The sequence below is a fragment of the Roseateles sp. T103 genome (genome assembly GCF_057219915.1).
In genome coordinates this window covers 238,598-261,603 of sequence record NZ_JBXVVS010000004.1, presented here as the reverse complement: position 1 = coordinate 261,603, position 23,006 = coordinate 238,598, and the positions used below count along the sequence as shown (strand labels likewise).

Annotated in this window: 17 protein-coding genes; 13 read left to right on the top strand and 4 right to left on the bottom strand. The window is 69.6% G+C overall.

What is annotated here, in order from left to right; genetic code table 11:
• Positions 1–42 precede the first annotated feature (42 nt).
• Positions 43–954 (top strand): LysR family transcriptional regulator, encoded by a 912-nt coding sequence (locus tag AC2EBS_RS13685; RefSeq protein WP_484728972.1) that lies wholly within the window; start codon positions 43–45, stop codon positions 952–954.
• Here the strand turns inward: AC2EBS_RS13685 and AC2EBS_RS13680 are convergent.
• Positions 926–1,951, bottom strand: a complete 1,026-nt coding sequence (locus AC2EBS_RS13680) for a helix-turn-helix domain-containing protein (protein WP_484728971.1) — start codon at positions 1,949–1,951, stop codon at positions 926–928. The two genes, AC2EBS_RS13685 and AC2EBS_RS13680, sit on opposite strands and share 29 nt — an antisense overlap.
• A 135-nt stretch (positions 1,952–2,086) precedes the next feature.
• On the opposite strand from AC2EBS_RS13680, the gene AC2EBS_RS13675 reads away from it, so the two are divergent.
• The 3 genes from AC2EBS_RS13675 to AC2EBS_RS13665 all read left to right on the top strand — a co-directional run bounded on the left by AC2EBS_RS13675 (position 2,087) and on the right by AC2EBS_RS13665 (position 4,975).
• Complete coding sequence (locus tag AC2EBS_RS13675; RefSeq protein WP_484728970.1) at positions 2,087–3,268, top strand: cytochrome P450; 1,182 nt, start codon at positions 2,087–2,089, stop codon at positions 3,266–3,268.
• Between the two features lie 106 nt (positions 3,269–3,374).
• Positions 3,375–3,698, top strand: coding sequence for a 2Fe-2S iron-sulfur cluster-binding protein (locus AC2EBS_RS13670; RefSeq protein ID WP_484728969.1), 324 nt, complete (start codon positions 3,375–3,377; stop codon positions 3,696–3,698).
• A 20-nt stretch (positions 3,699–3,718) separates the two neighbouring features.
• On the top strand, positions 3,719–4,975 hold the full coding sequence (locus AC2EBS_RS13665; protein ID WP_484728968.1) for an NAD(P)/FAD-dependent oxidoreductase: 1,257 nt from the start codon (positions 3,719–3,721) through the stop codon (positions 4,973–4,975).
• A gap of 320 nt (positions 4,976–5,295) precedes the next feature.
• Here the strand turns inward: AC2EBS_RS13665 and mpl are convergent, their stop codons facing one another.
• From mpl to thiD, 3 genes are all read right to left on the bottom strand, one after another.
• A complete protein-coding gene (gene mpl, locus AC2EBS_RS13660) occupies positions 5,296–6,672 on the bottom strand; it encodes a UDP-N-acetylmuramate:L-alanyl-gamma-D-glutamyl-meso-diaminopimelate ligase (RefSeq protein WP_484728967.1) in 1,377 nt (458 codons plus the stop codon).
• Between the two features lie 6 nt (positions 6,673–6,678).
• Positions 6,679–7,965 (bottom strand): glutamate-1-semialdehyde 2,1-aminomutase, encoded by a 1,287-nt coding sequence (hemL, locus tag AC2EBS_RS13655; RefSeq protein WP_484728966.1) that lies wholly within the window; start codon positions 7,963–7,965, stop codon positions 6,679–6,681.
• A 118-nt stretch (positions 7,966–8,083) separates the two neighbouring features.
• Positions 8,084–9,055 carry a bifunctional hydroxymethylpyrimidine kinase/phosphomethylpyrimidine kinase gene (gene thiD / locus AC2EBS_RS13650; RefSeq protein ID WP_484728965.1) on the bottom strand — a complete coding sequence of 324 codons (972 nt, stop codon included), beginning with the start codon at positions 9,053–9,055 and terminating at the stop codon, positions 8,084–8,086.
• 213 nt (positions 9,056–9,268) lie between these two features.
• On the opposite strand from thiD, the gene AC2EBS_RS13645 reads away from it, so the two are divergent.
• The 9 genes from AC2EBS_RS13645 to AC2EBS_RS13605 all read left to right on the top strand — a co-directional run bounded on the left by AC2EBS_RS13645 (position 9,269) and on the right by AC2EBS_RS13605 (position 22,902).
• Positions 9,269–9,421, top strand: a complete 153-nt coding sequence (locus AC2EBS_RS13645; RefSeq protein ID WP_484729145.1) for a rubredoxin — start codon at positions 9,269–9,271, stop codon at positions 9,419–9,421.
• A gap of 49 nt (positions 9,422–9,470) precedes the next feature.
• Positions 9,471–9,887: a response regulator gene (locus AC2EBS_RS13640; protein ID WP_484728964.1), complete on the top strand. Its 417-nt coding sequence runs from the start codon at positions 9,471–9,473 to the stop codon at positions 9,885–9,887.
• A 62-nt stretch (positions 9,888–9,949) separates the two neighbouring features.
• Positions 9,950–10,315 carry a response regulator gene (locus AC2EBS_RS13635; RefSeq protein ID WP_484728963.1) on the top strand — a complete coding sequence of 122 codons (366 nt, stop codon included), beginning with the start codon at positions 9,950–9,952 and terminating at the stop codon, positions 10,313–10,315.
• A gap of 5 nt (positions 10,316–10,320) precedes the next feature.
• A complete protein-coding gene (locus tag AC2EBS_RS13630; protein ID WP_484728962.1) occupies positions 10,321–10,863 on the top strand; it encodes a chemotaxis protein CheW in 543 nt (180 codons plus the stop codon).
• Between the two features lie 62 nt (positions 10,864–10,925).
• Positions 10,926–13,181, top strand: a complete 2,256-nt coding sequence (locus tag AC2EBS_RS13625; RefSeq protein WP_484728961.1) for a methyl-accepting chemotaxis protein — start codon at positions 10,926–10,928, stop codon at positions 13,179–13,181.
• Between the two features lie 25 nt (positions 13,182–13,206).
• Positions 13,207–19,167, top strand: a complete 5,961-nt coding sequence (locus tag AC2EBS_RS13620; RefSeq protein ID WP_484728960.1) for a hybrid sensor histidine kinase/response regulator — start codon at positions 13,207–13,209, stop codon at positions 19,165–19,167.
• 98 nt (positions 19,168–19,265) lie between these two features.
• The gene (locus AC2EBS_RS13615) at positions 19,266–20,303 is read left to right on the top strand and encodes a GGDEF domain-containing protein (RefSeq protein ID WP_484728959.1); all 1,038 of its coding nucleotides are present in this window, start codon (positions 19,266–19,268) and stop codon (positions 20,301–20,303) included.
• A gap of 88 nt (positions 20,304–20,391) precedes the next feature.
• Positions 20,392–21,408 carry an alpha/beta hydrolase family protein gene (locus AC2EBS_RS13610; protein ID WP_484728958.1) on the top strand — a complete coding sequence of 339 codons (1,017 nt, stop codon included), beginning with the start codon at positions 20,392–20,394 and terminating at the stop codon, positions 21,406–21,408.
• Positions 21,409–21,582: 174 nt separating this feature from the next.
• Entirely contained in the window at positions 21,583–22,902 is a 1,320-nt protein-coding gene (locus AC2EBS_RS13605; protein ID WP_484728957.1) for a methyl-accepting chemotaxis protein, read from the top strand.
• The last annotated feature ends 104 nt before the right edge of the window (positions 22,903–23,006 follow it).

Genomic DNA, 23,006 nt, shown 5'->3' with positions numbered 1-23,006 from the left:
AGTACCATTGAATAGATAAACTGATGGATACTCATCAAATACATGAGCAATTTCGATCATTTGGATCTGGACGGCCATGCGCTGCAGCTGCTGCTGGCGGTGCATGAGGAGGGGGCTATCACCCGCGCCGCGCAGCGCCTGGGCGTCACGCAGTCGGCGGTGAGCCACGGGCTGGACAAGTTGCGGCGCATCGTCGGCGACCCGCTGTTCGTCAAGTCCGGCCGCGGCATCGTCGCCACACCCAAGGCCGGCGAACTGGCGCAGCGCGCGGCCGGCCTGCTCGACCAGCTGCGTGCCTTCAGCCTGATGGCCGGCTTCGCGCCGCGCCAGCTGGCGGCGGAGTTCACCATCGCGGCCAATGACCTGCAGCGCGATCTGCTGCTGCCCGGGCTGCTGCGCCGCCTGCGCGCAGAGGCGCCGGGCGTGCGCCTGCATGTGATCGCCTCGGGCGCGCCGACGCCGGCGCTGCTGCGCGAGCAGGGCTGCCATCTGGTCATCACGCCGCGGCCGCCCGAGGCCACCGACATCGTGCAGAAGCGGCTCTTCCAGGACCGCTATGCGCTGTTCTTCGACGCGGACCAGCGCCGCGCGCCGGCCAGCCGCACCGAGTACCTTGCGGCCGAGCATGTCACCGTGGTCTACGAGCCGCGCCGCGCGCTGGACATCGACCAGTGGCTGGCCGGGCAGGGCGTGCAGCGCCGCTTCGTCGCCACGGTGCCGGGGCTGGCCGGCCTGGCCGCGATGCTGCGCGGCAGCGACTGGCTGGCCACGGCGCCGTCGTTGATGGCGCGCGGTGCGCTGGCCGGCCTGGGCATGGCGCCGTTGCCGCTGAAGACGCCCGCCATGCCGATGTACATGGCCTGGCACCAGCGCCACCACAACGACCCGGTGCAGCGCTGGCTGCGCGAGCAGCTGGAGGCGACGGTCAGCGCGGTGCTGGGGAGGCAGGGCTGAGCAGCGGCGGCTGTTCGGCGCGCGCTTGCGCGGCGCGTTCGCGGTAGGCGCGCGGCGACAGGCCGGTCTGGCGCTTGAAGAAGCGGCAGAAATAGGCCGGATCCTCGAAGCCCAGCTCGAAGGCCAGCCGCGACACCGGCGCCGCCACATGCACCAGGCGCCGCGAGGCCTCGCGCGCCAGCCGCGCATGCAGCAGGGCTTGGGCGTTCATGCCGGTCTCGGCGCGCACCAGCCGGTTGAGCCGCTCGGCCGACAGGCCCAGGCGCTCGGCATAGCGCGTCACCGGCCAATGCTCGCGGTAATGCGCCTCCATCAAAACCACCCAGCGCGTGTACAGCGACGAGGACGAGCCGGAGCCGGCAGCGCCGCGACGCTGCGGCTGCGCCTGCTGAGCGTCCTCGCGGCGCACCCGCTGCGCCAGCCGCCACAGCAGCGCACGCGCCAGCCAGCGCGGCACCGGGCCGGCGCCAGCGTGCTCGCCCAGGTCGTCGGCGCGGGTCTCGGCCTGCAGCGTGTCGAACAGGGCCTGCAGCCGCGCCGCCTCGCCGGCATCGGCCGCCAGCACCAGGCTGCGCGGCGACTGGAACAGCAGGGCCAGCGCCTCGCCCGCGGCGGCATCGCCCTCGGCCAGCAGGCCGGCGTCGACGGTGAGTACATAGCCCTCGCAGCCCGGTGAGAAGCGGAAGGCATGCGCGACACCGGGCGGGATCACCAGCAGCGCCGGGCCGCGCGCATCGGCGCGGGATTCGTCCAACATCGCCGCGACACTGCCCTCGTGCACCCAGAGGATCTGGTGCAGGCCCTGGTGCACATGGGCCTCGATCTCCCAGTCGTACTGGCGGCTGCGCGAGACGATCGATTCGATATGCAGCAGCTGTCGTGATGGGGCCACCGCTTCGCCGTAGAGCGCAAAGGCCGGCAGGCTGGCACGTGCGCGCTTGGCGCCGCGCCGCGGCGCTTTGGGCAGCTTTGCAGGGCTGACGCGGGCTTGACTCATGTCAGTCAATGTACGTCAAAAGTGCAAGTTTTTGCCATGCATCGTCCACGCCGCTTCGGCGCCGGCCCACCAGAATTCGCCCACTGGCCAGCGCCGCCCGGTGCAGGACCACCCGCCCCGCGAAGGAGACAAACGATGAGCAGCTTCCATTTCGATCCCTACTCGCCGGCCGTCGACGCCGACCCCTTTCCCTACTACAAGCGGCTGCGCGACGAGTTCCCCTGCTTCTGGAGCGAGGAAGCGCAGATGTGGGTGCTGTCCCGCTATGCGGACATCGTCAGCGCCGGCCAGGACTGGCAGACCTACTCGTCGGCCAGTGGCAATCTGATGACCGAGCTGCCGGGCCGCGCCGGCGCCACGCTGGGCAGCTCCGATCCTCCGAAGCACGACCGCCTGCGCGGCCTGATCCAGCACGCCTTCATGAAGCGCAATCTGCTCGCGTTGGAAGAGCCGATCCGCGCCGTCGCGCAGCAGGTCTTCGGCCAGCTGCGTGGCGTCAAGGAATTCGACTTCAAGGACGTTTCCGCGCAGTTCACCGTCAAGGTGCTGATGGCCGCTTTAGGCCTGCCGATGGGCGACGAGGCCATCGTCGACGAGCAGGAGGTGCGCGACAACGCGGTGCTGATGGTGCAGAGCGATGCGCGCACCCGCACCAAGGGCCCGGAGCACATCGCCGCCTACAACTGGATGCAGGCCTATGCCGGCAAGGTCATCGAGATGCGCCGCGCCGAGCCGCGCAATGACTTGATCAGCCACTTCAGCCTGGCCGAGATCGACGGCGACCGCCTCGACGAGCGCGAGGTGCTGCTGACCACCACCACGCTGATCATGGCCGGCGTCGAATCGCTGGGCGGCTTCATGATGATGTTCGCCTACAACCTGGCGAGCTTCGACGCGGCGCGCAAGGCCGTGGTCGCCAATCCGGCGCTGCTGCCCGATGCGATCGAGGAAAGCCTGCGCTTCAACACCTCGGCGCAGCGCTTCCGCCGCCGTCTGATGAAGGACGTCACGCTGCACGGCCAGACCATGAAGGAAGGCGATTTCGTCTGCCTGGCCTATGGCTCGGGCAACCGCGACGAGCGCCAGTACCCGAACCCGGACGTCTACGACATCACGCGCAAGCCGCGCGGCCATCTGGGCTTCGGCGGCGGCGTCCATGCCTGCCTGGGCACGGCGATCGCGCGCTTGGCGGTGAAGATCGCCTTCGAGGAATTCCACAAGGTCGTGCCCGACTACCGCCGCGTCGCCGACCAGCTGCCGTGGATGCCTTCGTCGACCTTCCGCAGCCCCCTGGTGCTGATGCTGGCCGCGCAGTAGCCCCTTTCACACGAGCCACGGCTCCGGCGCCCGCGAGGGCGTGCGGGGCCGCTGCTACATTGACCGCAAGCCCCAACCTGATCCGAACCTTCCAGAGAGTCCCGCCATGCCGCACATCACCTACGTCGAAGCCAACGGAGCCGCCACCACCGTCGACGTGCCCGAGGGCTGGAACCTGATGCAGGCCGCCACCGCCAACGGCGTCGAGGGCATCCTCGGCGAATGCGGCGGCTCCTGCGCCTGCGCCACCTGCCACTGCTATGTGGACGACATGCTCGCCGCCGTGCTGCCCGCGCCCAGCCAGGGCGAGCTGGACATGCTGGCCAACGTCGCCGCCGAGCGCCGCCCGAACAGCCGCCTGGCCTGCCAGATCAAGGCCTCGGCGGCGATGGAAGGCGCGACCTTGAACCTGCCTGAATGCCAGGAATGATGAACGCGGGAGCCAGCGCGATGAGCAGCGACAGCACCAACACGGCCGGCCATATCGTCATCGTCGGCGCCGGCCAGGCCGGCACCTTCACCGCCGAGGCGCTGCGTAGCGGCGGCTTCGCCGGCGAGATCACGCTGCTGGGCGACGAGGCCTACGGACCCTATCACCGCCCGCCGCTGTCCAAGGCCTGGCTGGCCGGCGAGATCGGCGAGGCGCAACTGGCGCTGCGCGCGCCGGAGATGCTGGCGAAGAAGAACATTGCGCTGCGCACCGGCTGCCATGTCGAGGCGATCGATCGCAAGGCGCAGCAGCTGCGTCTGAGCGGCGGCGAGAGCTTGAACTACACCGGCCTGGTGCTGGCCACCGGCTCGCGCCCGCGCATGCTGCCGCTGCCCGGCGCCGAGGCGCCCAATGTGCTGCCGCTGCGCTCGCGCGACGACGCCTCGCGCATCGCCGCCGGCCTGGCGCGCTGCGCGGAAAGCCAGCTGCCGCTGGTGGTGATCGGCGGCGGCTTCATCGGGCTGGAGGTGGCGGCCACCGCGCGCAAGAAGGGCGTGGCGGTGACCGTGCTCGAAGCCGCGCCGCGCCTGCTCGGCCGCGTGCTGCTGCCGCTGTTGTCTGACTGGTTTGCCGCGCTGCATCGCAGCCATGGCGTGGACCTGCGCCTGTCGGCGCGCATCAGCAGCATCGAGCGCGGTGCCGACGGCCAGGCATGCGCCGTGCTGCTGGAAGGCGGTGAGCGCCTGCCCTGCGGCCTGGTGGTGCTGGGCGTGGGTGTGGAGGCCAACGACGGGCTGGCGCGCGAGGCCGGCCTGGCGGTGGATCGTGGCATCGTCGTCGATGCCTGCAGCCGCACCGCCGACCCGCTGATCGTCGCGGCCGGCGATTGCACGGCACGACGCCTAGACGATGGCAGCCTGCTGCGGCTTGAGTCGGTGCAGAACGCCACCGAACAGGCCAAGTCAGCGGCTGCCGCGCTGCTCGGGCAGGAGCGTCCGTTCACCGCGACGCCGTGGTTCTGGTCGGATCAGTACGACAAGAAGCTGCAGATGGCTGGCCTCTCGGCCGGCGCCGACGCCTATGCGCTGCGTGGCGACATGCAGGGCGAGGGCGGTTTCTCGGTGTGGCACTTCCGCGCCGGCAAGCTCATCGGTGTCGACACCATCAATGCCTCAAAGGAGCATCTGCTGGCGAGGAAGCTGATGGATCTGGGGCGTTCGCCGACACTGGATCAGGTGAGCGATGTCGGATTCGATCTGGCGAGTCTGGCGACCTGACGTTCGACTGCCTTGCATGCCCGGGTAGGCGCGGGGCAGCGACGGGCTGGGGCGATTTGCTCCATGTCCTCCGGCGTCGCTGCGCGCCGCCTCCCCCTTTACTTACGCAAATCGCCCCAGCCCATCACTGCCGTACACACACCGCGGCATGCGAAGAGGCGGCATGCCACCGTTGGATCGGGAGCGATGTGACGGGCTTGTTTTGCGCAAGTAAAGGAGGAGCGGCCACGCAGTGGACGCGGGGGACATGGAGCAAAACTAGCCCGTCGCAGCGCTCCCTGCTCTAACCGCCTAAGTGCGGCGGCCAGCAATTCCAGGAGTTAGCGCTTCCCGGCCAACGCCTCCAGCAGCTTCTCGTGAATCCCGCCGAAGCCGCCATTGCTCATGCACAGCACATGGTCACCCGGCTTGGCGGCCTTGAGCACCGCGGCCACCAGCGCGTCCACGCCATCGCAGACCAGGGCCTGTGCGCCCATCGGGGCCAGTGCCTCCTTTGCGTCCCAGCCCAGGCCGGCCTGGTTGCAGAAGGAGAGGTCGGCTTCTTCCAGTGCCCAGGGTAGCTGCGCCTTCATCGTGCCCAGCTTCATCGTGTTCGAGCGCGGCTCGAAGACGGCGAGGATGCGCTCGGCCGGCGCGATGCGGCGGCGCAGACCGTTGACGGTGGTGCGCATCGCCGTCGGATGGTGGGCGAAATCGTCGTAGACCTTCACGCCGGCAGCCTCGCCGCGCAGCTCCAGGCGGCGGCGCACGTTCTGGAAGCTGGCCAGCGCGGCACAGGCCACATCGGGCGCGACGCCCACATGCTCGGCCGCGGCAATCGCAGCCAGCGCGTTGAGCTGGTTGTGCTCGCCGGAGAGACTCCACTCGACGCGGCCCACCTTCAGCGCGCCACGCAGCACGTCGAAAGCCTGCGGCTCGCCGCGGGCACGCAGCGCGCCGGGCTCTTCCTTGCGGGCGCCGAAACGCTGCACCTCGCTCCAGCAGCCGCGCGCCAGCACGCGCTGCAGCGCCTCCTCGCGCGAGTTGACGACGACGCGGCCCTTGGCCGGCACGGTGCGCACCAGGTGATGGAACTGCGTCTCGATGGCCGCCAGGTCCGGAAAGATGTCGGCGTGGTCGTACTCGAGGTTGTTCAGGATCGCGGTGCGCGGCCGGTAGTGGACGAACTTGCTGCGTTTGTCGAAGAAGGCGGTGTCGTACTCGTCCGCTTCGATAACGAAGGGACTGCCTGGCTGTCCGAGCCTTGCCGAGATTCCGAAGTTCAGCGGCACGCCGCCGACCAGGAAGCCCGGCTGTAGGCCGGCCTGATCGAGGATCCAGGCCAGCATCGAGGTGGTGGTGGTCTTGCCATGCGTGCCGGCCACGGCCAGCACATGACGGCCCTGCAGGATGTGCTCGGCCAGCCACTGCGGGCCGCTGGTGTAGGGCAGGCCGGCGTCGAGGATGGCTTCCATCAGCGGGAAGCGGCCTTCGCTGCTGCGCGTCACCACATTGCCGATTACGAAGACATCGGGCTTCAGGTCCAGCTGCTCGGCACCGAAGCCCTGGATCAGTTCGATGCCCAGCGCCTCGAGCTGGTCGGACATCGGCGGATAGACGTTCGCATCGCAGCCGGTGACCTTGTGGCCGGCCTCGCGCGCCAGCGCGGCCAGGCCGCCCATGAAGGTGCCGCAGATGCCGAGGATGTGGATGTGCATGTCAGATCAGCGCAGTGCGGCACGTGCTGCGGCCAGCGTGGCTTCGATGTCGCCGTCGCTGTGCGCAGCGCTGACGAAGCCGGCCTCGTAGAGCGCCGGGGCCAGGTAGACGCCGGCGTCAAGCATGGCGTGGAAGAAGCGGTTGAAGCGCTCCTTGTCGGTCGTCATCACGGTGGCGTAGTTCTGCGGCAGCTCGGGCATCAGGAAGAAGCCGAACATACCGCCCTCGCAGTCGGCGCTGAAGGGCACGCCGTTGTGGGCGGCAACCTGCTTCAGGCCGTCGACGAGCGCGCGCGTCTTGGCCGACAACGCGTCGAAGAAGCCGGGCTTCTGGATCTCGCGCAGCGTGGCCAGGCCGCAGGCGGTGGCCACCGGGTTACCGGACAGCGTGCCGGCCTGGTAGACGCCGCCCAGCGGTGCCAGGTGCTTCATGATCTCGCGGCTGGCACCGAAGGCGGCCAGCGGCATGCCGCCGCCGATGACCTTGCCGAACACGCTGATATCGGGCTTGAAGCCGGGGATCAGCTTCGCGTAGTGGCCCTGTGCGGACTGCAGGCCGACGCGGAAGCCCGTCATCACCTCGTCGAAGATCAGCAGCGCGCCATGCTGCGTGCACAGCTCGCGCAGCTTGCTCATGAAGGGGATGCTGGCGCGCACGAAGTTCATATTGCCGGCGATCGGCTCGACGATCACGCAGGCCAGTTCCTTGCCGTTCAGCGCGAAGGCTTCTTCCAGCTGGGCGACGTTGTTGTACTCCAGCACCAGCGTGTCCTGCGCCGCGCCAGGGGTGACGCCGGCGCTGGTCGGGTGGCCGAAGGTGGCCAGACCCGAGCCTGCCTTGACCAGCAGCGCGTCGGTATGGCCGTGGTAGCAGCCTTCGAACTTGATGAACTTCGGGCGCCCGGTGGCGCCGCGCGCCAGGCGGATCGCGCTCATCGTCGCCTCGGTGCCCGAGCTCACCAGGCGCACCTGCTCGATGCTGGGCACCAGCTTGAGGATCTCCTCGGCCAGCTCGATCTCGCGCTCGGTCGGCGCGCCGAAGGAGAAACCCTCGCGCGCAGCCGACAGCACGGCCTCCAGCACCGCCGGGTGGCCGTGGCCCAGGATCATCGGGCCCCAGGAGCCGATGTAGTCGATATAGCGCTTGCCTTCGGCGTCCCAGATGTACGGGCCTTCGCCGCGGGCGATGAAGCGCGGCGTGCCGCCGACGGCGCGGAAGGCGCGCACCGGCGAATTCACGCCGCCGGGGATGACGCGCTGGGCGCGCTCGAACAGGTCTTGGTTGCTGGTCATGGTGGACTCCTCTCTCTGCAGGACTGCGGCCTGATCTGACAGGGTGCCGCCGATCCGGGTCTCCGGGTCGGCCGGCACCGCCCCTTGGCGGGGCGCGCGCAGCGCGTAGGGGGTGGGCCTAGTGCATGCGCCGCGGCGGCCGCGCCGGCGGCACGGGCTCGGCCGGCGCTTCGTCGCTCTCGGCCTCGGTGCCGCCTTCGGCAAAGGGCAGCGGCTCGCCTTCCTCGCCGGGCGGCAGGGCCCAGAAGAAGCGGTCCGGCACCACATTGCCCATGCCGGGGCGGAAGCCCGCGTCCAGCGACTGGTCCAGGAAGGCCAGCGCCTCGGCCACGGCGTCGTGCACCTCGGCACCGACCGAGAGCAGCGCCGCCAGCGAGGCCGACAGCGTGTCGCCGGCGCCGACGAAACTGGTCTCGAAACGCTCGAACTTCTCGCCGGTGATCGGCCCCTGCGCATTGGCCAGCACGTTGTCGACGAACTGGTTGGGCAGGTTGATGCCGGTCACCAGCACATGGCCGGTGCCATGCTCGGCGGCTGCCACGGCCAGCTCGCGTGGCGAGGCCGGACGGTCGGCATCCCAGTCGGGCAGCAGGAAGTCGGTCAGGGTCTTGTGGTTGCCCACCAGCACATGGGTCTGCGGCAGCACCAGCTCGCGGAAGGCGTCCAGATAGCTCTGCTGCTGCTCCTCGTCCAGCCAGGAGATCGCTGGCATATAGGCCACCAGCGGCGTGTCCGGGTAGTCGCTGAGCACCTCGGCCACTGCGCTGACCCCCTCGGCGCTGCCGAGGAAGCCAACCTTCCAGGCATTGATCGTCACGTCCTCAAGGATGGAGCGAGCCTGCTCGACCACGGTATCGCTGTCCAGCACATGCTGATCGAACACCTCGGCGGTGTCGCGCAGCACGATGGCCGTGACCACCGGCAGTGCATGCGCGCCCATCGCGGCGATCGTCGCCACGTCGCCGGCCAGGCCGCCGGCGCCGGTGGGGTCGCTGGCATTGAAGCTCATCACGCAGGCCGGCGCTTGCGGCTCCTGCGGGTCGCCCAGGGCGTGGTCGGTGCTGCTCGGGATGTCGGCTGTGCTGCTCATGGTGCGGGATTGGCGGGCCGGCAGCACCGCCGGTCGCAGCTTTGGGGACCGCGCTGGAGGAGCCGGGCACCCGCGGATTCAAGCGAGAAACTGGCTGTTGCATCCTAGCCATCTCCAACGCTGGGGCGGCGGAAGTGGCTGGCTACAATCTTCCGACCATTGTAGATAGCAATTGATTGCAGGAGCGCCGTGAGCGAAACGAGTACGACCTGGATGTGCCTGATCTGCGGCTGGATCTATGACGAGGCCGTGGGAGATCCTGAACATGGGATCCCACCGGGCACCCGCTGGGCCGATGTCGACATGAACTGGACCTGTCCGGAATGTGGCGCGCGCAAGGAAGACTTCGAGATGGTGCGCATCTGAGCAGCCGTCCATCCTGCCAACGCAGTCCCGAGACGCCCTGAAGGAGACCGTGGTGGACTCTCAAGCTCCCTCCGCACCGTCGCCGGACTCCAGTCCCACGACCAAGGTGCTGGTCATCGACGACAGCAACACGATACGGCGCAGCGCCGAGATCTTCCTCAAGCAGGGCGGTCATGAGGTGGTGCTGGCCGAGGACGGCTTCGATGCGCTGGCCAAGCTCAGCGACTACAAGCCCGACCTGGTGTTCTGCGACATCCTGATGCCGCGCCTGGACGGCTACCAGACCTGCGCCATCATCAAGCGCAACCCCGCCTTCGCCGCGGTGCCGGTGATCATGCTCTCGTCCAAGGACGGGCTGTTCGACAAGGCGCGCGGCCGCATGGTGGGTTCGCAGGACTACCTGACCAAGCCCTTCACCAAGGACCAGCTGCTGCAGGCGGTCCAACAACACCGACGCGCGGGCTGAGCCGGCCTCGCGTTCCAGCACTCAGGAAAGCCCGACACAAGAGGCAGCGCGAGGAGAACCAGATGCCCATCCAGAAGATTCTGCTGGTCGACGATTCCAAGACCGAGTTGCACCATCTGAGCGAGATCCTGCTCAAGCGGGGTTACGCGGTGCGTACCGCCGAGAACGGCGAGGAGGCTCTGAAGCGCCTGGCTGAGGAGAAGCCGGACCTGATCCTGATGGACGTGGTGATGCCCGGCCAGAACGGCTTCCAGCTCACCCGCACGATCACGCGCGACGAGCGCTTTGCCGATGTGCCGGTGATCATGTGCACCAGCAAGAACCAGGAAACCGATCGCGTCTGGGGCATGCGCCAGGGCGCGCGCGACTATGTGGTCAAGCCCGTCAAGCCTGACGAGCTGCTGGCCAAGATCAAGGCTCTGGGCTGACGCTCATGTCGAACAAGCAAGCCCTGCGCGACCTCCAGCAACGCCTCGCGCAGCGCATGCAGGCGGCGCGCGAGACCTCACAGGCGGCCAGCTGGCTGGCTGTCGAGGCCGCCGGCGTGCCCCTGCTGCTCTCGTTGCGCCAAGCGGCCGAGATCTTCACGCTGGTGCCGATCAAGCCGGTGCCCTATGCGCAGCCCTGGCTGCTGGGCGTGGCCAATCTGCGTGGTGGCCTGCACACCGTTGTCGATCTGGCCGGTTTTCTCGGTCTGCGCGACGCTGCGGCGGCGCCGCGCGCCGAAGCGGGTGGCACCGCGGCCGGCACGCGACTGGTCGCCTTCAATCCAGAGCTGAACATCAACTGCGCCCTGCTGGTCGACCGCCTGCTGGGTCTGCGCGGCGATGAGCAGCTGCAGCCGGAGGAGGGCGAGGTCGCCGGGCGGCCGCGCTTCGCCGGCCCGCGGCTGCGCGATGCCGAGGGGCGCGTCTGGCAGGTGCTCGACTTGGAGGCGCTGGCCCGCCATCCGCAGTTCCTGCGCATCGTTGTTTGATCGAGGACCGGGCGCAGCAAGAGCAGCCCGGCCGACACACTGTCTGTCATCACGAGGGTGAGATGAGCTTCCTGGACAAGATCAAGAAACTGGGCAAGCGTGAGGCCTCCGAGGCTGACGCGCTGGCCGCGTCGACGCAGGCAGCCTCCGACATCATGGCGGGTACGGGGCGTCCCGAGTCGTCCATCATCTCGGAAGCGCGGCCGACCGAGTTCATCAGCGGCCCGTCGACCGAGGCAAGCACGAGCTTCGCCTCGACGACGGCGACCACCGAGGGCGAAGCGGCCGCTGTGCAGCCGCCAGCGGCCGCGCAGCGCCGGCAGGGCGTGCTCACGGCGCTGGTCGCCGTCGGCATGGTCGGTACGGTGGCGATGGTGGGCTGGGCGCTGGTCGATGCCAACCGCAGCGCCGCACAGGCGCGCTCTACCGGCCAGGCACTGATGCAGTCGCAGCGCATGGCCAAGGCGGTGTCCGCAGCGCTGCTGGGCAATACCGCGGCTTTCGGCGAACTGCGCGAGTCGGTCGAGGTGCTCGAGGCGCTGGTGCCGCAACTGCGCGAGGGGGGTGGCGGCGCCGAGGTGCAGCAGGGTCTCGACGCGGTCGAGCCCTTGCTGAAGAAGGCCGATGCCAACGGCCGCGCCGTGCTGGCCCAGCAGAAGGTGCTGATCCAGGTCGGTCAGGCGCTCAAGGCGATCAATGCGCAGAGCGGCGAGCTGCTGGAAAGCGCCGAAGCCGTGGTCGCGCTGGCGCAGACCTATCCCAATGCCGGTGCCGAGATCGCTACGGCCGGCCAACTGCTCATGCTGACGCAGCGCATCGGCAAGAGCGCCAACGAATTCCTCACCCAGGAGGGTGTCAGTCCCGAGGCGGTGTTCCTGCTCGGCAAGGACCTGGGCACCTTCAAGCAGCTGGGCGACGCGATGCTCAAGGGCAATGCAGAGATGCGCTTGCCGCCGGCGCGCGATGCACAGATGCGCGAACGGCTGGCCACGTTGCTCAAGCAGTTCGAGACCACGCGCGAGCAGGCCGACCTGATCCAGAGCAACCTGCAGGGCCTGGTCGCCTCGCGCGACGCGCAGAGCGCCATCCTCAACGACAGCGAGCCGCTGCGCAAAGCCTTGGAAGGTGTGGCCGCCAGCCTGGAGGCTGCGGGCGGTTTGAGCTGGGGCAAGGGCGTGCCGCTGCTCGCCTTCCTGGCCGCACTGGGTTTCGGTGCGGTGGGCTTCTTGCGTCTGTATGTGGCCGATCAGGCTCAGCGCGCCCAGCTGGCCGAGGCCAGCAAGCGCGAGGCCGAGGCGCAGGAGCGCGAGGCCAAGCGCGTCAACGACGCCAACCAGGCGGCGATTCTGCGTCTGATGAACGAGCTGCAGGCGGTGGCCGAGGGCGACCTGACGCAGCAGGCCACGGTGACCGAGGACATCACCGGCGCGATCGCCGACTCGGTGAACTACACGGTGGAAGAGCTGCGCAGCCTGGTCGGCCAGGTGCAAAGCACGGCCACCCGCGTGACCGAGACCACGGTGCAGGTGGACCAGACCTCCACCGAGCTGCTGGCTGCCTCGACCGAGCAGCTGCACGAGATCCGCGCCACCGGCGAGGCGGTGCTGCAGATGGCGGGCCGCATTAACGAAGTGTCGGCGCATGCGCAGCACACGGCCGAGGTCGCGCGCCAGTCGCGTCAGGCCGCGGTGTCGGGCCGCGAGGCGGTGCAGAACAATATCGGCGGCATGGTGCAGATCCGCGAATCGATCCAGGAGACCTCCAAGCGCATCAAGCGACTGGGCGAGAGCTCGCAGGAGATCGGCGAAATCACCGAGCTGATCTCGGACATTACCGAGCAGACCAACGTGCTGGCGCTGAACGCCGCCATCCAGGCCGCGTCTGCTGGCGAAGCCGGCCGCGGCTTCTCGGTGGTGGCGGAAGAGGTGCAGCGGCTGGCCGAACGCTCGGGCGATGCGACGCGACGCATCGCGGCGCTGGTCAAGACGATTCAGACCGACACGCAGGACGCGGTGGCCGCGATGGAGCGCTCCACTGTCGGCGTGGTGCAGGGGACCAAGCTTTCTGATGCGGCCGGTAACGCGCTGGAAGAGATCGACCGCGTGTCTCGCCAGCTCGACCAGCTGATCGCCGAGATCTCCGCACAGGCCCTGCGCGAAGCCCAGGCCGCCAACGAGGTGGCCGCCAACATTCAGCACATCTTCGCGGTGACCGAGCAGACCTCGGAAGGCACGCGCTCCACCGCGCAGATGGTGCACGAGCTGTCGCGCTCCGCCGAGGCCCTGCGCCAGTCGGTCGCGCGGTTCAAGGTCAGCTGAAGAACAAGGAACGAGGACGAGGCCCATGGATCAGCCGCGCGATTCCGAGTTTCCAGCCGACCTCAGTCCGCTGGCCTGGGTGCAGGAGGAGCTGCGTCGCTCTCTCGAGTCGGTGCACAAGACGCTGCGGCGCCAGCTGCGCGACGGCGACAGCCGCGCTGGCGGGCTGAGCACCTTCGGAGCGATGGCCGGTGCCGAGGCGCAGCCGAGCGCGCCGCTGCAGGCTGCCGCTGCGCAGCTGCACCAGGCTGCGGGCGTGGTGCAGTTGGTCGGTCTTGCCGCCGGGGCCACGTTGCTGCGCGCCTCCGAGGCTGCGGTCACGCAGCTGGCGCGCCGACCCATGGCTGTCGATCTGCAGGTGGTGGAGACCATCGAGCGCGCCGACTTCGCGCTGCTGTCCTACATCGCGCGGCTGCTGGCGGGCAGCAAGACGTCCAGCCTGGCGCTGTTCGCGGCCTATCGCGAGCTGCAGACCCTGGTGGGCGCCGAGCGCATCCACCCTGCCGATCTGTGGAGCCACGAGTTCTCCTGGCGCGAGCTGCGCGGCGAGGCGCCGGCGCGCGTGCTCTCTGCCGAGCAGGCGCGCGCGGCCTTCGAGGCCACGCTGCTCAAGCAGATGCGTTCGCCCAAGCCCGAGTACGCGGCTGCGCTGAGCGAGATCTGCGCCGGCATCGCCGCTGGCCTGACGCAGCCGCAGAACCGCACGCTGTGGCAGCTGGCGGCCGCACAGTTCGAGGCCCAGGCCCTGGGCCTGCTGCCGCAGGATGTCTATGTGAAGCGCCTGGGCTCGCGACTGCTCTCGCAGCTGCGAGCCGGCGGCGATGCCGCCGCGTCGCAGCGGCTGGCGCAGGACCTGCTCTTCTTCTGCGCCCAGGCGGGCGCGGCAGCGCAGGCGCCGCGGCTGGCCGCGGTGCGCGAGGCCTACCATCTCGACGAGGAGGCGCCCGGCGATTACGAGGACGAATCGCTGGGACGCATAGACCCGAACTGGGTGGCGCAGGCGCGCCGCCGCGTCGGCATGGCCAAGGACAGCTGGTCGGCGGCGGCCGAGGGCGACACCGCTCGCATGGCCGGCCTGGACGAGCAGTTCGCCGGCATTGCCGAATCGCTGATGCGACTCTTCCCCAGCGGCGAGGTGCTGGGCCAGACGCTGCAGCGCGCCGTCGTCGCGACGCTGCGCTCGGGTCAGGCCCCCAAGCCCGATCTGGCGATGGAGATCGCCACCTGCCTGCTCTACATCGAGGCGGCACTGGACGATGCGGCCTTCGACAAGCCCGAGCAGGCCGAGCGCGTGCGCGAGCTGGCGCGGCGTGTCGATTCGGTGGCGCACGGCGAGCCGCCGCGGCCGCTGGAAGCCTGGATGGAGGAGCTGTACCGCCGCGTGTCCGACCGCCAGACCCTGGGCAGCGTGGTGCATGAGCTGCGGGCCAGCCTCTCGGAGATCGAGCGCGAGGTCGATGTCTATTTCCGCGACCCGAGCAAGCGCGAGTCGCTGATCCCGGTGCCGGGCCAGCTTCAGGCGATGCGCGGCGTGCTTTCGGTGCTGGGCCTGGACCAGGCGGCGCTGGCCTGCCTGCGCATGCGCGACGAGGTCGACACGCTGGCCAATACCGAGGTCGACGCCGAGCGCGAGGGTCCGCGCGAGGCCTTCGAGCGCCTGGCCAACAACCTGGGCGCGATGGGCTTCCTCATCGACATGCTCAGCGTGCAGCCCGCGCTGGCCAAGCGCATGTTCCGTTTCGACAGCCTGAGCGGCCGACTGGACGCGGTGATGGGTCGGCGCAGCGGTGCCGCCAGCGTGCCGGCGCCGAGCAGCCGCTTCGGTGCGCTGGAGGCCTTGCCTGCCGTCGAAGCGCCGGCAGTCTCGGGCACGCTGCTCAGTCAGGTGCAGGCCGCCGCCGAGGCGGCTGCGGGCGGTGCTGCCGATGCGCAGGCGTTGGCGCGCGACCTGGAGCGACTCAGCCACGAGGCGCGCGCAGCCGACGAGCCCGGGCTGGCCCAGGCAGCCTCGTCGGCCAAGGAACTGCTGCAGCAGGCCGAGCCCGAGTCGCTGGCGCAGGCGGCGCAGTCGCTCAACGAATTCATCGAAGCGCGAGCGCCCGAACCGGTCGCGGAGCCCCCGGCGGCAGCCGCACCGGCGGTGCCGGCCGACATCGACGAGGAGATGCTGGAAATCTTCCTCGAGGAGGCCGACGAGGTGCTGGCTGCGGCGCGCGCCGCGCTGGCCGCGCTGGAACAGAACGCGCAGGACGAGGAGCAGATGCGCGCGGTGCGCCGCGCCTTCCATACGCTCAAGGGCAGCTCGCGCATGGTCGGGCTCAGCGAGTTCGGCGAGGGTGCCTGGGCCTGCGAGCAGCTCTACAACGCGCGCCTGGGCGAGCCTGGCGGCGCCGACCCGGCGCTGCTGGCCTTCACTGCCGAGGCGCTGGACTATCTGGCCGACTGGCGCCACATCATCGCGGCGCGCGAGAGCAGCACGCACAAGCCGGATGGCCTGCGCCGCAGCGCCGACGCGCTGCGCCTGGAAGGACGGCTGCTGCCGCTGGACTGGCCCGCGCCGGCCAGCCAGGGCGAGGCCGAGATGGCGATCGAGCAGGCGACGCCCGAGGCCGCCGCGGTGTCGATCGGCGAGTCGGGCTTCTCCGTCACCGAACTGCCCGATCTGGCCATCCAGGGCCTGGACATGCCGTTGGGCGAAGTCGTCGAGCTGGCCACGCCCGCCGAGCCCATGCCTGAGCTGCCGCCGACGCAGCCTGCCGAGTTGCCGTTCGAGCTGCCAGTCGAACTGCCTGTGGAGTTGCCGCCCGAGGAGCTGCCACAGGAGCTGCCGCTCGAGTTGCCGCCGACCGTGCCTGCCGAGCTGCCCTTCGAGCCGCCGCTGCCCGAGGCCGAGCTGCCGGCCTTCATGCTGGACCTGGACTCCGGCGAACTGGTCGAGCCCGCGGCGCAGCCGCAACAGGACGAGGCTGCCGCGATGGCCTCCACGGCGACAGACGAAGAACAGGCCGCGGGCGCCCCGGTGGCGCCGCTGCTCTCGCTGGTCGTCGATCGCAGTGCCGAGGCGGCCCCCGCCGAGCCTGAGGCTGAGCCTGTGGCCGCAGGAAGCGTCGAGGGCGAAGAGGATGTCAAGGTCATCGGGCCGCTGCGCATCGGCATCGGGCTGTTCAACATCTTCCTCAACGAAGCCGACGAGCTTTCGCGCCGCCTGGGCACCACGCTGGCCGAATGGGCGGTCGAGCTGGCCGTGCCACTGCCGTCGAGTTGCGTGGTGCAGGCCCATGCGCTGGCTGGCAATGCGGCCACCGTGGGTTATGACGAGCTGTCGCAGCTGGCGCGCGAGCTGGAACATGCGCTGGAGCGTGCTCAGCTGGCCGGCGCCTACAGCGCCGACGAGGCCGAGTTGTTCGTCGCTGCGGCCGAAGAGATCCGCCGACTGCTGCATCAGTTCGCTGCCGGCTTCCTGAAACCGGCCGATGCCGCGCTGATCGAGCGTCTGCACGCCTACCAGCCGCAGCCTGCCGCCGAGAGCGGCCATGGCGAGTTCCCGGCCGAGGATCACGGCGAGCCCGACCAGATCGATGCCGAGCTCTATCCGATCTTCGAGGAGGAGGCGGGCGATCTGCTGGATCAGCTGCACGCCAGCCTGCGCGACTGGGCAGCCCAGCCGCAGGACCGCAACCGCTCCGCGGCGACGATGCGTGCGCTGCACACCTTCAAGGGCGGCGCGCGCCTGTGCGGTGCGATGCGCCTGGGCGAGCGCGCGCACCGGCTGGAATCGCAGGTCGAGGCGCTGCTGCGCCAGGACGAGATCAGCGCCGACGAGGTGCGCCAGCTGCAGGCCGTGGCCGATGCGCTGGAGCAGGGCTTCGACGAGCTGCGTCTCAGCCTGGGTGCGCCCGCGCCGGCTGCGGTCGCTGTCCCGGAGCCTGCTGTCGAGGCAGCGGCCGAGCTTGCTGCACCTGAGCTGCCCGTCGCCGAAGTCGGCGAGGCCGAGCCAGTTGCATCCGCTGAACCGCTGCGGGCTGCTGTCCCTGAAGCCGAAGCACCGGCTGGCGAAGCCGTCGCCGGCGCGATCGACTGGTCGCGTTTCGCCGGCGAGGTCGAGGCTGCAGGCGACGAGGGCGGGGCCGCCGCGGCGACGCAGGCGCTGGTGCGCGTTCGCGGTGCGCTGATCGAGCGCATGGCGGCACAGGCCGGCGAGGTGGCGATCCGCCGCGCACGGCTGGAGTCCGAGCTCTCGCAGATGAAGAGCGCGTTGCTCGACCTGGACGACAACCTGGAGCGCCTGCGCATCCAGATGCGCGAGCTGGAGCTGCAGGCCGAGGCGCAGATGGGCGCCAGCCAGGAAGCGGCCAAGCTGGCCGGCCGCGATTTCGATCCGCTGGAGTTCGACCGCTACACGCGCTTCCAGGAACTGACGCGCATGCTCGCCGAATCGGTCGGCGACGTGGCCACCGTGCAGCGCGCGCTGCAGCGCAATGTGCAGCTGGGCGAAGACGAGCTGGCCGCGCAGTCGCGCTTGACGCGCGAGCTGCAGGACGATCTGCTGCGCACCCGCATGGTCGAGTTCGACAGCCTGGCCGAGCGTCTGCATCGCGTGGTGCGCCAGGCTGCGCGCGATGCCGGCAAGCAGGTGCAGCTGGAGATCGTCGGCGGCCAGGTGGACATGGACCGCAGCGTGCTCGAGCGCCTCACCGGTGCCTTCGAACATCTGCTGCGCAACAGCGTCAGCCATGGCATCGAGTCGCCGGAAGCGCGTGCCGCGGCCGGCAAGCCGGCGCTGGGAACGATACGGTTGCAGGCGGCCCAGGAAGGCAACGAGGTCGTGCTGGCCTTCGTCGACGACGGTGCGGGCCTGAACTTCACCGCGATCCGCGAGCGGGCCGAAAAGCAGGGCCTGATCGTCCAGGGCGCGGCCCTGTCCGAGCGCGAGCTGGCCGAGCTGATCTTCCAGCCGGGCTTTTCCACCGCCACGCAGCTGACCGAGCTGTCCGGACGCGGCGTGGGCATGGACGTGGTGCGCGCCGAGGTGGACACGCTGGGCGGCTATGTGGACATCCGCAGCACGCCGGGCGTGGGCACGATGTTCGAGCTGCATGTGCCGCTGACCACCGCGCTGACGCAGATCGTTCAGCTGCGCTATGGCGAGTCCTCGGTCGCGGTGCCGGCCAGCCTGATGGAATCGGTGCAGCGACTGCCGGCCGAGCAGGTCGAGCAGGCCTATGCGAGCGGCCGTCTGCAGCTGGGCGAGGAGAGCGTGCCGTTCTACTGGCTGGGCGGCCTGCTGCATCACAGCGGACGCGGCGTGCTGGCGGCGCGGACCGTGCCGGTGATCATCATCCGCAGTGCGCAGCAGCGCCTGGCCCTGCATGTGGACGAGGTGCTGGGCAACCAGGAAGTGGTGGTCAAGAACCTCGGCCCGCAGCTCAGCGGCGTGCCGGGTCTGGCGGGCATCAGCCTGCTGGCCTCGGGCGAGGTGGCGCTGATCTACAACCCGGTGGCGCTGGCACACCGCTACGGCACCGTGGCCCAGGCCCATGCGCAGCAGGGGGCCGAGCAGGCGCGCAGCGCCGAGGAAGCCCCGGAGGTGCTGGCGCCGCTGGTGCTGGTGGTGGACGATTCGCTGACCGTGCGCCGCGTCACCCAGCGTCTGCTGGAACGCGAGGGCTATCGCGTCGAGCTGGCCAAGGACGGCATGGACGCGATGGAAAAGCTCAGCGGCGAGGAGCTGCCGGCGGTGGTGCTCTCGGACATCGAGATGCCGCGCATGGACGGCTTCGATCTGGTGCGCAATATGCGCGCCGACGCGCGTCTGGCCGGCCTGCCGGTGGTGATGATCACCTCGCGCATCGCGCAGAAGCACCGCGACTATGCGCAGGAGCTCGGCGTCGATCACTACCTGGGCAAGCCCTATGACGAAGACCTGCTGCTGAGCCTGATCGCCAAGTACACTGCGCGCGCACTGCCCGAGGAAACGGTCCGCTGAGACCATGAGCCGCGCCGCGGTGGCAGCGGGGAGGCCGTCGAACATCATCAGCCCGTGGCGCCTGGCGCGCCGCGAGCGACAGGCGGGTTATTGGGAGCATGTCCAAAGTCGTTGAGCATCTGGCCGAGCTGACCGGTTTCCGGGATCGGGACGTCATGGACGTCACGCTGGTCACCGCGTTGCGCGAGCTGCTCGAGCCGATGGCGGTGGGCATCTTCCGCCTCGTCGGCGATCCGGGTCAGGAGCGCTGGCTGACGCGCGCCAGGCTGCATGCCGACGACGCTGTGGCGACTGCCGATCCGCTGTGGCAGGAGCCGGAGAAGCTGCCCGCCGCGGCCCAGCATCCCGAGCGCATCGATTGCATGCGTGAGCGCGCGGTGCTCAAGCGCTGCCTGGGCGAGAGCTGGCTCACGCTGTTCCCGCTGGCCAGCGAGCGCGAGGCGATCGGCGTGCTGGAACTGCACACCAATGCCGAGCCGCGCGCCGCGCAGCTGCGCCTGGTGGGCAGTGTGCTGCGCATCTACAACAACTTCCTCGGCCTGCTGGACTACAGCGAGCGCGACACGCTGACCGGCCTGCTCAACCGCAAGACCTTCGACGAGAGCTTTCTCAAGGCGGCCGGCGAAGTACGGCTGTCAGTGAACGATCGGCAGCACGAGCAGGAGCGCCGGCAGTCCTTCGACACATCCGGCTACTGGCTGGGCGTGATCGACATCGATCACTTCAAATCGGTCAACGATCGTTTCGGGCATCTGATCGGAGACGAGGTGCTGCTGCTGCTCTCGCGCCTGATGCGTGGCAGCTTCCGCTTCCATGACAGGCTCTACCGCTTCGGCGGCGAAGAGTTCGTGGTGCTGGTGCGCTGCCCCGACGAGGGCGCGGCGCTGCAGGCCTTCGAGCGCCTGCGTCGCACCACGGCGCAGTACGTCTTTCCTCAGGTCGGTCGCATCACGGTCAGCGTCGGCATGACCCGGGTGCGTCCGGGTGACACGCCGAGCAGTGCCTTCGCGCGTGCCGATCGCGCCGTCTACCACGCCAAGAGCGCCGGCCGCGATCAGGTCTGCAGCCATGCGGCGCTGGTCGAGGCCGGGCTGATCAGCGAGCAGACCGAAGGCAGCGCGGTCGAGCTGTTCTGAGGGGCAGGCGGCGGGCAGGAATCGCCCGTGCGCAGCACAGGCGCCGGCAAGCGGCTAAGCTCACGGCGCTGTCTCATCGGAGTGGGCTGTGTCTGTCTGGCAGATGTCTCGCGGCCGCCTGGCTGCCCTGTTGATCGCGCTGGCCGCGGTGCCGGCCGTTCGCGCGCAAGCGCCTGCCGTGCCCTTGGAGCCGCCACTCACGGCGGCGGCCGAGGCGCCGGCCTTCGAGGCGCTGGACTGGGAGTTGCAGGACCCCAGCCGCGGGCGCGAGGTGCCGGTGCGTCTGTACTGGCCGCGCGCGGCAGCGCCCGAGGCACGGCTGCCGCTGGTGGTGTTCTCGCACGGTCTGGGCGGCTCGCGCCAGGGCTACAGCTATCTGGGCCAGTACTGGGCCAGCCAGGGCATCGCCGCGTTGCATGTGCAGCATGCGGGCAGCGACCGGCGCCTCTGGCGGGGCAATCCGCTGAGCCTGGTCGCGCGCCTGCAGGAGGCCGCGCAGGCCGCTGAGGCCGAGGCCCGCGCGCTGGACGTCCGCTTCGCGCTGGACCAGCTGCTGGCCGGCGAGCGTGGCAGCCGCATCGACCCGGAGCGCATCGCCGTGGCCGGTCACAGCTATGGGGCCAACACCAGCCTGCTGCTGGCCGGCGCGCGCGTGCCGCGCATCGGGCAACCCAGCGGGGAACTGGCGCCGCTGCGCGACCCGCGCATCAAGGCTGCCATCCTGATCTCGGCACCGCCCTTCCACGGTCAGGGGGACGCCTCGGCCATCGTCGGCACGATCCGCATCCCGACGCTGCACATCACCGCCACGGAGGACGTGATCCGCGTGCCGGGCTTCTATTCGGACACGGCCGACCGTCTGGCGCTGTTCGAAGCCACCGGCAGCGTCAGCAAGGAGCTGGTGGTCTTTGAGGGGGGATCGCACAGCATCTTCACCGACCGCGCCGGCACCGGCGGTGTGCTGCTCAATCCACGCATCAAGGCAGCCACCCGCGAGCTCACGCTGGCCTTTCTGGCCAAGGTCTTCGAGGGGCGGGAAGGCGGCCTCCAGCGCTGGCTGGAGCGCCATGCCGAGCTGATCGCGCGTATCCGGCCCGCTTCGTGATCGATGTCGCACGCCAGCTGAGATGACAGGCAAAGCGGGCACAAACGCGGCTTTTCCCGGTTGTCAGCAAGGTTTATCCTGATCTCAGGTCCGGGTGCGCGCCCAACGCTGTTGGCGCGGTGCGTGGCTGCGGGCCTGAGACCAGCACAACAAAGATAAGCGGACGGACGAGACATGGGCCTGCTTCCCTCCTGGCTGCGGCGTGCGCCGCAGGCCGACGCCATGCAGCTTCAACAGGGCCTGGACACGGCTGCGCGCGGCGACCTCTCCCACACCATGCCCGAGGCTGTCGCCGGCACTGGGCTCGCCGGACGCTTCAACGCGATGTGCGCGTCGCTGTCCGGCCGCGTCGCGCAGATCCGCAACAACGCCAGCATCGTCGCGATGGCCGGCAATACGCTGGCCAGCGGCACGCGGCAGCTCGACGAGCGCACCCAGCAGCAGGCCGGCAATCTGGCCCAGGCCGCGACGCTGGTGGCCGATCTCGACTGCCAGGTGCAGGGCAATGCGCGCAAGGCCGAGGCGGCGCACAAGGTCTCGACCGAGGTGCGTGCCGCCGCCGAGTCGGGCGAGGCGCTGATGCAGGACGCGGTGGCGCAGGTGCGCAAGATCGAGGTGAGTTCGCGCCAGATGAGCGAGATCATCGGCGTGATCGACAGCATCGCGTTCCAGACCAATATCCTCGCGCTCAACGCGGCGGTCGAGGCGGCGCGCGCCGGCGAGCAGGGCCGCGGCTTCGCGGTCGTTGCAGCCGAGGTGCGCAGTCTCGCGCAGCGCAGTGCGGCATCGGCTGCCGAGGTGAAGAGCCTGATCGCGCAGTCGGCCGAACAGGTGGACAGCGGCGTCAGGCGTATCGAGCAGCTGGGGCAGACGCTGTCGGGCATCGTCGGCGGCGTGCGCGAGCTCACCGGCCAGGTCGGCGAGATCGCCAGCAGCAGCGCCGCGCAGTGCGAGGGCCTGGCCCACATCGCGCGGGCGGTCAATGCGGCCAATGAGCTGACGCAGCGCAATGCCGAGATGGTGGCCGAGTCGGCACGCAGCGCGCGCGAGCTGGAGCAGCGCACTGCGCAGCTGTCCACCGCTGCGCGTTCGATCCGGCTGCGTCAGGGCAGCGCCGATGAGGCGCGCAGCCTGGTCGAGAAGGCGGTCGCGCTGGTGCAGCGCAGCGGCGTACAGGCGGCGGCGCAGCGTTTCTGCGATCGCAGCAGCGAATTCTTCGACCGCGACATGTACATCTTCGTGTTCAACCGCCAGGGCGTGTTCACCGCCTTCGGCCCCAACCCCTCGTTCAACGGTGGGCATCTGCGCCAGGTGCAGGGCCTGCAGTGGGAGCGGCTGCTGCGCGACGGTTTCGCGCGCATTGACCAGGACCATGGCGGCTGGGTCGAGTACCAGACCGTCAACCCGACGAGCGGTGCGGTGAACGAGAAGATCTCCTACGTGCAGTCGCTGCCGGGGGATCTGCTCATTGGGTGCGGGGTGTACAAGGTCTGAGACCTGGTCTCTCAGGCTAGGCAGTTCTTGCTTCTTGCGGCGCGGGGAGCGCTGCGGCGGGCTGAGTTTGTTTGTGGCTTGCTTGGGGCGGCGCGCAGGCAGCG